6 protein-coding genes are annotated in these 3,956 nt (G+C 70.1%); 3 read left to right on the forward strand and 3 right to left on the reverse strand.

What is annotated here, in order from left to right:
- On the reverse strand, nucleotides 1-1,412 hold a 1,412-nt coding region (locus tag SACHA_RS20225; protein WP_232211806.1), incomplete at its 3' end, for a DPP IV N-terminal domain-containing protein.
- A gap of 106 nt (nucleotides 1,413-1,518) precedes the next feature.
- On the opposite strand from SACHA_RS20225, the gene SACHA_RS0104205 reads away from it, so the two are divergent.
- A complete protein-coding gene (locus SACHA_RS0104205) occupies nucleotides 1,519-1,764 on the forward strand; it encodes a type II toxin-antitoxin system Phd/YefM family antitoxin (protein WP_019807461.1) in 246 nt (81 codons plus the stop codon).
- Nucleotides 1,761-2,018, forward strand: coding sequence for a Txe/YoeB family addiction module toxin (locus SACHA_RS0104210; protein ID WP_019807462.1), 258 nt, complete (start codon nucleotides 1,761-1,763; stop codon nucleotides 2,016-2,018). The genes SACHA_RS0104205 and SACHA_RS0104210 overlap by 4 nt, the downstream gene beginning before the upstream one ends.
- A gap of 148 nt (nucleotides 2,019-2,166) precedes the next feature.
- Here the strand turns inward: SACHA_RS0104210 and SACHA_RS0104215 are convergent, their stop codons facing one another.
- Both SACHA_RS0104215 and SACHA_RS0104220 read right to left on the reverse strand, forming a co-directional pair.
- Nucleotides 2,167-2,466, reverse strand: a complete 300-nt coding sequence (locus SACHA_RS0104215) for a helix-turn-helix transcriptional regulator (protein WP_019807463.1) — start codon at nucleotides 2,464-2,466, stop codon at nucleotides 2,167-2,169.
- Complete coding sequence (locus SACHA_RS0104220; RefSeq protein ID WP_028662873.1) at nucleotides 2,459-2,815, reverse strand: type II toxin-antitoxin system RelE/ParE family toxin; 357 nt, start codon at nucleotides 2,813-2,815, stop codon at nucleotides 2,459-2,461. Before SACHA_RS0104220 ends, SACHA_RS0104215 begins: the two co-directional genes overlap by 8 nt.
- Before the next feature lie 228 nt (nucleotides 2,816-3,043).
- On the opposite strand from SACHA_RS0104220, the gene rocD reads away from it, so the two are divergent.
- Nucleotides 3,044-3,956 (forward strand): ornithine--oxo-acid transaminase (gene rocD / locus SACHA_RS0104225; protein ID WP_019807465.1); only part of this gene is annotated, 913 nt, incomplete at its 3' end.

The raw sequence follows: 3,956 nt of genomic DNA on the forward strand, positions 1-3,956 counted from the left end.
GCACGCAGGTCCCGTTCGCCGACGGTGAGCCACTCCGGCGCGGGGTCGAGACCGGGGTCGGCCGGGTGCGAGTCCACCCGCGCGACGGGGCGTCCGTCGGCCAGCACCGCCACGCGCGGCCCACTGTGGTCCAGACTCCAGGAGGACACCACGGCCAGCCCGGCGGTACCCGACCCCACGTGCAGGCCGTCCCCGGTGGACAGTCGCGTGACGTCGTTGCCCCGGGTGCGGTAGACGTGGATCTGGGTCGGGTCGCCCTCCGAAGCGCTGAACAGCACGTCGTCGCCGACGTCGAGCACCGCGCGCACCTGGAGCTCCGGCGGGGTGACCGGGATCCCGCCGATGAGCAGCCGGTGGGCACCGTCGGCCACGCCGGTGGTCACCAGTCTCCCGTCCGGGGTCCACGCGGGCACGCCGGTGAGGATCTCCACCCACTCCGGGTCGGTCTCGGTGCGCAGCAGGGTCGCCGACCCGTCGGCCGGGTCCAACGCGTACACCTCGATCCGGCGCTGGTCGCGCGGCATCACCGCGATCAGCGGCGGTCCGCCCGCCGACCAGTGCGCGGCGACCAGGTACTCCCAGTCGGTGTGCGACACGTCCACCCGGCTGCCGTCCAGCCCGACGAACGACAGCGACACCTCGGCGTTGGCGGTCCCGGCGGCCGGGTAGGCGTTGACCGTGGGCGGGGTGTCCGGGTTCGCCGGGTCGGCGATGGTCCACCGGGGCACCGGGGACCGGTCGGTGCGCTGCACGAGCAGGCTCCGCCCGTCGGGTGCCCACCAGTAGCCCCGCACGCGGCTGAGCTCCTCGGCGGCGATGAACTCGGCCAGTCCCCAGGTGACGTCGTCGTGCTCCGGGGTCACCACCGCGTGGTCCGCACCGGAGGCGCGCTCGACCACCCGCAGCGCGCCCCGGCTCGCGTAGGCGACCCGGGCGCCGGTGGGGTCCGGGCGCGGGTCGACCACGGCGTCGTCCACCAGCTCGGTGACCCGCCCGTCGGCGAGGTCGACGGTGTGCAGCTTGCCGGAGAGGCTGAACGCGGCGACGGTGACGTCGCGGTCCACGGCGTAGGTCACCACCCCGCCGGAGCTCTCCCGGGTGCGCTCGCGCCGGGCCCGTTCCTCCGGGGGCAGTTCCTCCTCCCCGGGCAGCAGGGCGGCCGCGTCGACGACCTTGCTCTCCGCACCGGTGTCCAGGTCGAGCGCGAACAGGCTGTGCCGCCGGTCGTCCGCCGACTCCGCGCGCAGGAACAGCACCCGCCGTCCGTCCGGGGTGACCCGGAAGTCCTTCGGGATGCCGAGGGTGAACCGCTGGGTACGGGCCTGCCGCCGCAGGAACGAGAGATCATCCGTCACGGGAATCCACTCTCGCAGACGGCCACACAGGGTCGCCAACCCGGCGGAGCGCGCCATCCGGACCTCGGCGTCGCTCTCGCTCGTGAGCACACGGAGACCACGTTCAGCAGCTTCCCCACCCGACAGCAGTGGTACGATATCTTGTACCACCTAGGAGGAGACGATGGCGATCACCGCGTCCGAGGCACGCAAGAATCTGTTCCCCCTGATCGAACAGGTCAACAACGACCGCACCCCGTTGGAGATCAACTCCCGCCGGGGTGATGCGGTCTTGATCTCCCGTGAGGACTACGAGGCACTGGAGGAAACCGCACACCTGTTGCGCTCCCCGGCGAATGCGCGTCGGTTGCTGGAGAGCCTGGCCCAGGCCCATCGTGGCGAGCGGGAAGAACACTCGTTGCCGCAGTGAGACTCGTATTCACACCCCACGGTTGGGCCGACTACCAACACTGGATCACCACCGACCGCGCGACCCTGGAGCGCATCAACCGGCTCATCGACGACATCCTGCGCGACCCGTTCGACGGCATCGGCAAGCCCGAGCCGTTGCGCCACGCGTTCGCGGGCTGCTGGTCGCGCCGCATCAGCGAGGAACACCGACTCGTCTACCTGGTCGAGAACGACGACATCGTGATCTTGCAGGCTCGCTACCACTACAGCTGAGCACACGGTTTCTGGCCGGGAACCTTCCCACGCATGGCGCACGAAGAACGTCGATGACCGACCGATACGCTTCTCGCGCAACGATCAGGGCGGGCCCCCGCTGAACGTGCCTACCGCGTGAAGGGCGTTCGCAACCGCCATGGGCGGGTCAAGCGGCGTGGGAACGGGGAGTGACCCGCACGGTCAGGTCCGCGTCCAATGCCTCAGCGAGCCGTTCGAGGACGGGCAGGCTGGGTACGGTGCCTCCGGCCTCGAACCGGGCGACAGCGGACTGGGTCATGTCGGCAGCGTGCGCAAGGTCGTTCTGACTCCAGTCACGTTGCACCCGAAGCTCACGGACGGTACGGCCGAGTTCGTAGGCCAGCCGCGCCGCCTGATAAGCCTGTTCAGCACCGGGCTCACCCATACGGCGGTCACGCAGTTCGGCCCAGCCCGTGCTTTCAGTCATCGGACTCGTCCTCCTCTGCAGTGTGCTCCTCCGCGACACATCGCGCCAGCGCTCTCCTGGCCCGTTCGATCTCCCGGTGCTCACGCATCCGCGTCTTGGTGAACACGGTCATCAGCACGATCCTGCGCCCCGGAGCGATCCAGTAGGTCAGGCGAATCGCTTGGCCCTCAAGGTGAAACCGTAGTTCGCGCAGTTTGCCGTCCAGCTGGCGCGTGTACGGTTCGCCGAGCAGTGGCCCCTCCTCGGCGAGGAGATCGACGTAGAAGGCCGCCGTCGCGAACTGAGCCGTTGGCAACTGCTCCAACCACAGGCGCACCTCAGGTTCCAGCTCGACTGTACCCCAGTTCATAGCATCAATGCTATAGGCCGCGGTCGCATCGGAGCCGAAGGGCCACAGCACTCGGTTTCGCTCAGCTCCTCCCGGAACGGTCACCAGCCGAAGACTGTCCGCACCCGCACCGACGCGGACAGTCGCACAACGAACACGACGGAGCTCCCGTCGAAGACGCAATGAACGGACGGTGTCGGCAACGGTCGACGGATGAAACCGCCGTGACCCGGGTTCTAGGCTGAACGCATGACGACGCTGCCCGACCTCGACAGCCGCACCGCCGACCTCATCGACCTCGACGAGCGCTTCAGCACGCACAACTACCACCCGTTGCCGGTGGTGATCGCCGAGGCGGACGGCGCGTGGGTGACCGATGTGGAGGGACGGCACCATCTGGACCTGCTGGCCGGGTATTCGGCGCTGAACTTCGGCCACCGGCATCCCGAGCTGGTCCGCGCCGCGACCGAACAGCTCGGCCGGGTGACGCTGACCTCACGGGCGTTCCACCACGACCAGCTGGGGCTGTTCTGCCGCGAGCTGGCCGAGCTCACCGGCACCGAGATGGTGCTGCCGATGAACACCGGCGCCGAGGCGGTGGAGTCCGCGCTGAAGGTGGCGCGTAAGTGGGCCTACCGGGTGAAGGGCGTGCCCGCGGACCGGGCGGAGATCGTGGTGGCCGCGGACAACTTCCACGGCCGCACCACCACGCTGGTGTCGTTCTCCACCGACGACGCCGCCCGCGCGGACTACGGCCCCTACACGCCCGGCTTCGTCACCGTGCCGTACGGCGACGCCGAGGCCCTGGCGGGGGCGATCACCGAGCGCACCGCCGCCGTCCTGGTGGAGCCGATCCAGGGTGAGGCCGGGGTGGTGGTGCCGCCGGACGGCTACCTCACCGAGGCCCGCAGGCTCTGTGACGAGGCGGGCGCGCTGCTGATCGCCGACGAGATCCAGTCCGGGCTGGCCCGCACCGGCACGGTGTTCGCGCTGGACCACGAGCACGTCACCGCCGACCTGTACACGCTGGGCAAGGCTCTCGGCGGCGGGATCGTGCCGGTGTCGGCGGTCGTCGGCCGCGCCGACGTGCTCGGGGTGCTGCGCCCCGGCGAGCACGGCTCCACGTTCGGCGGCAACCCGCTGGCGTGCGCGGTGGGCCGGG

Source organism: Saccharomonospora halophila 8 (genome assembly GCF_000383775.1).
GTDB classification, from domain to species: Bacteria; Actinomycetota; Actinomycetes; order Mycobacteriales; family Pseudonocardiaceae; genus Saccharomonospora; species Saccharomonospora halophila.